Below are 4,541 nucleotides of genomic sequence, written 5' to 3' on the forward strand. Positions count from 1 at the left end.
CTCTGGCTGCACACCGACACCTATGACCATCCCAATGCGCAGCCAGTCTACCGGCGCGCAGGCTTCAAGGCCTATGCCGAGCAGATGGAGACCTTGCCGGATTAGGCAATGCAGCTATTATTTTCCACGCAATTCCGGACGGAAAACCGTTACACACTTTTCCTGGAATTGCTCAAGCTTCGAGCGCCTGCAGCGATCGTGCAAGGTTCCGCCTGGCCTGGGGTTCGAACCGTTGCCGGAACTCGTCGGTGTGGAAGATATGCGGGCGGGCAAGGAAACTCTTCAGCACCGCGCCGCGTCCGGCACGCCACATCGGCTCCTCGACCCAATGGTATTCCTGGCGGACGGCCCGCTCGTAGGCATCGAAGGTCTCGGGCGCCGCACCCAGGATAGCGAGGTCCATGTCGAGCATGAGTGCCGCGTCGCTGGCGAAATCCTCATCGTCGGAGCGCGGCAGTTCGTGCGTGGCGGTGGCGAGGATCATCGCGGCGACGCGGCCGAGGCGCCCCGCGTCGGTGCGGCCGGCGAGTTTTTGCTCGGCAAGAGCGGCACTCTGCGCCTCGTTGTCCTTGGCCCGGCTGTCATAGATGGCGTCATGGAACCAGATCGCCGCCTCCACGGCTTCCGGGTCATGGAGCAGGCGTCTATAGTCCGCCGCAAGCTCCAGCATCGCCTCGATATGGGCGAGGCCATGGTAGCGGCGGTCCGTTGCCCGATAGAGGGCCGAGAGCTCGCTTTTCAGCGGCTCATCGATCAAGGGTTCGTTTTCCATGGCTGCTTGAATTCCCGTAAACCAAATCCATTTGACAGAGCACTAAGGAAAATTGAGTTCAATCCTGCTACGATCTGGCCTATATGTGCGGCCGGAGAATAGCCGGCAGGCCGGAGACCGTCGATGAACAGCATTACGATTGCCCGCCCCAGCATTGTGCAGCCGGTCGACCCGATCTGGCGCTCGGTCCGTGACGAGGCGATGGAAGCGGTCAACCGCGATCCGCTGCTTGCCGCGTTCCTCTATTCGACCATCCTCAACCAGGAAAGCCTGGAAGAAGCGGTGATCCATCGGCTGGCCGAACGGCTCGACCATCAGGACATCGGTTCCGACCTCATCCGGCAGACCTTCAATGCCATGCTGGCCGACGATCCGGATTGGAGCACGACGGTTCGCGTCGACATCCAGGCCTATTACGACCGTGATCCGGCCTGCGACCGCTTCATCATGCCGGTGCTCTACTTCAAGGGCTTCCACGCCATCCAGACGCATCGGCTGGCGCACTGGCTGTGGAACCAGGGCCGCCGGGATTTCGCGCTCTACCTGCAGAGCCGCTCCTCCTCGGTGTTCCAGACCGACATCAACCCGGCCGCCCGTATCGGCAAGGGCATTTTCGTCGACCACGCCACCGGCCTAGTCGTCGGTGAGACCGCGGTGATCGAGGACGATGTCTCGATCCTGCACGGGGTAACTCTCGGCGGTACCGGCAAGGCCGGCGGCGACCGCCATCCGAAGATCCGCCGCGGCGTGCTGATCGGCGCCGGCGCCAAGATCCTCGGCAACATCGAAGTCGGCCATTGCTCGAAGATCGCTGCCGGATCGGTCGTGCTATCGCCGGTGCCGCACAACAAGACGGTCGCCGGCGTGCCGGCGCGCGTCGTCGGCGAAACCGGTTGCGACCAGCCTTCCAGGCAGATGGACCAGCTTCTGCCGTCGCAGACCATGGACCACGTTGTCAGCTTCGATATCTGAGGCCGGGATGCCCGCGCGCGGCTGAATCCGGCTGTACGCGCGGAGCGGTTCCGGTTCTGTCGCCGGCTTGCCTTTACATCGCCATTGTCGGCGTGCCAGAAGCCGCGTTCAAATCAGCAAGCCGACGATCGGAGAAGACTTTGAAGCCGGACGAAATCAGAAAGCTGGACGCCTATTTCAAGCGCGTCTTCCAGAATCCCAAGCTCCAGGTGAAGGCGCGCCCGCGCAAGGAGGATTCGGCCGAGGTCTATGTCGGCGACGAATTCCTCGGCATCGTCTTCAAGGACGAGGATGATGGCGACTACAATTTCTCGATGGCGATCCTCGACATCGATCTGGGCTGAGCCCTCTGCCGGCCGGACCTGAGCCTGTGCGGTCCGGTCGATGCTTCCCATTGGAAACATGCAATGAATCTAATGGGCTAGCGCCCTGTCTTCAGGATGTGCGTAGCCTTCGCGGCGATTGCCGCGTCAAGCGCCTGCCAGTTGCCGAGAAACTCTCGGGGAAAGCGGTAGGTGAGGCTGAGGCCGTCGCCGACATGGATGTCGCGCTCGCAGGGCGCCAGCGATTCCTCCGCGCTCGGTCCGCTCAGGCAGCGGGCAACGAAAGGATCCTTGCCCGGGCGGGCGGCGACAGCAAGTACCTCGTTGAGATAACCTGACTTCTCGGTGAAGCCATAAAGCGTCGTGCCGCCCGGCCCCGAGGTGCCGGGCTGGACGATCAGCGCGCTGTAGATCGGGGCGAGGCGGCCGCTCATGTCGCGCGACATCATCTGTTGCTCGAAGGACAGGAACACGATGTTCTTGCGTTCGCCCTTGTGGTTGAAGTCGTCGCGCGCGGCGGTGCTGTAGCCGTCCAGTTCGGGATAGCGCATGTAGAGGTCGAGACGCGAGGCGATGCCGTCGCGCCGTGCCTGCTCGAAGCGAATGAAATTGGCTGGCACGGCAATGACATTGTTGCCGATCACGACTTCATGGACGGTCGTGTCGTCAGTGTAGCCGGCCATGGCGATCGAGCGTCCCACCCACTTGCCGCCGAGGCTGATTGCCACCGACAGCAGCGCCAGCGCCGCGAAGGTATAGAAGACCCGCTTCATCAGCGTGGAATCGACAACCTCGAATTCCGGGCCATTGACTGTCGCAACCTGCTTCATCGCTTCCCCGTTACCTCGGCCGCCTGACATCCCGGATGTCCCCTGGCGGCACACATGGCGCGGCATGGCACTTGCAGCGCGCCTGTCGGGCGCGACTGTGCGACGTCATGGTAAAAGGAAGGTAAAGATGGGTGCTGTGGAGCTCTGGCTCTTTACTTTCGCGGTCGGCCTCACCGCTAGCGGCATGGCCGGATCGACGATGGAACTGGCTTGCGGCCGACGGCTTGCCTTCACTGAACCCTACGTGTCGCCTTCACATATACTGCGATCGCTGGCCGCGACGGCATGCGCTGGACCCTTCATGCTCGCCAACGATGCGCTGGATGCCCACAGACGGGGCCGCATCACCATGCTTGCGCTGATTTCCTGCGGCTGCACGACGATAGCCTGGACGCTGGCGCTGGGTATCGTCCTGCTCGCCATTGCATCCTGGGCGACCGGTCTCCTAGGGTCGGCTCACTTCCCAGCGTGAGACGATTCGGAGACGGACAATGCCGACCTATACGATCGACGGAAAGGCTCCCACCTTCGAGGACGCCGACAGCAACTGGATCGCGCCGGACGCGACGCTGATCGGCGACATCAGCATCGGCCGCGATGCCGGCTTCTGGTTCGGTGTCGTCATCCGCGGCGACAACGAGCCGATCACCGTCGGCGCCGAGACCAATGTCCAGGAGCATACGGTGATGCACACCGATCCGGGCTTTCCGCTGACTATCGGCACGGGCTGCACGATCGGCCACCGGGCGCTGCTGCATGGCTGCACGATCGGCGACAACAGCCTGATCGGCATGGGCGCCATCGTGCTCAACGGGGCAAGGATCGGCAGGAACTCGCTGGTCGGCGCCGGCGCACTGGTTACCGAGGGCAAGGTCTTTCCCGACAATTCGCTGATCGTCGGCTCGCCCGCCCGCGTGGTGCGGGAACTTGACGAAGCGGCCGTCGCCAGGCTGCGCGGCTCGGCGGCGCACTACGTCGCAAACGGCAAGCGCTTCAAGGCCGGGCTGAAGAAGGCCTGAGTCCGCGACAGGTGGCGGGCATTGGCATCTCTCAGTGTTCATCCCGGCCAGCAGGCTTATCCAGCGCCCCGCGCAGCAATGCGGCGCCGGTTTCAAAGCCGGCATCGTCCGCTTCCTCCAGCGCCGTCGAACAATCATCGATGCGGGTCCTGAGCGCCGGGTCCGCGCCGGCCGCGAGAAGCAGGCGTATCGCCTCTACATCACGCATCGCCACCGCGTAGTGAAGCGGCGTCCAGTCGTTGACGCCGCGCATGTCGGGATCGGCGCCATGCTCGATGAGGGTACGGATGACGTCGTGCCTGTCTCGCCGCTCGGTCGACAGCGCTGCGATGATGGAAGGGAACCCGGCATGGTCCGCATAGTTCGGATTCGAGCCCGCCTCGATCAGCGCCGAGATGAAGGCAAGCGGGCTCCAGTAGATCGCGTACTCCAGCGGGTGGCCAAGGCCGAGCTCGAACGGCATGCGTTCGTCGAACCAGCGCGGCGCGCCGCCCAGGGCCGTGCCGAGAACCTCAAAGTCGCCGGCTTTGAAGGCATCGTCGATGGCCTTGAACAGCCGATGACGCTCACACCGGTCGTCGGGGATCTCCAGCATGGCTCTGATCCGCAATGATTGACCATATTG

General features: G+C 63.4%; 7 protein-coding genes. 4 read left to right on the forward strand and 3 right to left on the reverse strand.

Going from position 1 to position 4,541, the window contains the following annotated elements; genetic code table 11:
* Positions 1 to 172 precede the first annotated feature (172 nt).
* The gene (locus EN781_RS26760; protein ID WP_126054347.1) at positions 173 to 772 is read right to left on the reverse strand and encodes a hypothetical protein; all 600 of its coding nucleotides are present in this window, start codon (positions 770 to 772) and stop codon (positions 173 to 175) included.
* A 123-nt stretch (positions 773 to 895) separates the two neighbouring features.
* Between EN781_RS26760 and cysE the strand changes: the two genes are divergently transcribed.
* Both cysE and EN781_RS26770 read left to right on the forward strand, forming a co-directional pair.
* Complete coding sequence (cysE, locus tag EN781_RS26765; RefSeq protein ID WP_127400492.1) at positions 896 to 1,744, forward strand: serine O-acetyltransferase; 849 nt, start codon at positions 896 to 898, stop codon at positions 1,742 to 1,744.
* Between the two features lie 140 nt (positions 1,745 to 1,884).
* Positions 1,885 to 2,088, forward strand: a complete 204-nt coding sequence (locus EN781_RS26770) for a DUF3126 family protein (protein WP_042644432.1) — start codon at positions 1,885 to 1,887, stop codon at positions 2,086 to 2,088.
* 77 nt (positions 2,089 to 2,165) lie between these two features.
* Here the strand turns inward: EN781_RS26770 and EN781_RS26775 are convergent, their stop codons facing one another.
* Positions 2,166 to 2,897, reverse strand: a complete 732-nt coding sequence (locus EN781_RS26775) for a hypothetical protein (protein WP_126054349.1) — start codon at positions 2,895 to 2,897, stop codon at positions 2,166 to 2,168.
* Between the two features lie 127 nt (positions 2,898 to 3,024).
* Here EN781_RS26775 and EN781_RS26780 point away from each other — a divergent pair, with 127 nt between their 5' ends.
* Positions 3,025 to 3,369 carry a hypothetical protein gene (locus tag EN781_RS26780; RefSeq protein WP_126054350.1) on the forward strand — a complete coding sequence of 115 codons (345 nt, stop codon included), beginning with the start codon at positions 3,025 to 3,027 and terminating at the stop codon, positions 3,367 to 3,369.
* 19 nt (positions 3,370 to 3,388) lie between these two features.
* Positions 3,389 to 3,916: a gamma carbonic anhydrase family protein gene (locus tag EN781_RS26785; protein WP_126054351.1), complete on the forward strand. Its 528-nt coding sequence runs from the start codon at positions 3,389 to 3,391 to the stop codon at positions 3,914 to 3,916.
* 31 nt (positions 3,917 to 3,947) lie between these two features.
* On the opposite strand, the gene EN781_RS26790 is transcribed toward EN781_RS26785, so the two are convergent.
* Positions 3,948 to 4,541 (reverse strand): ankyrin repeat domain-containing protein (locus EN781_RS26790; protein WP_245492662.1); only part of this gene is annotated, 594 nt, incomplete at its 5' end.

Origin of the sequence: Mesorhizobium sp. M4A.F.Ca.ET.090.04.2.1, assembly GCF_003999085.1 — a bacterium.
Lineage (GTDB): Bacteria > Pseudomonadota > Alphaproteobacteria > Rhizobiales > Rhizobiaceae > Mesorhizobium.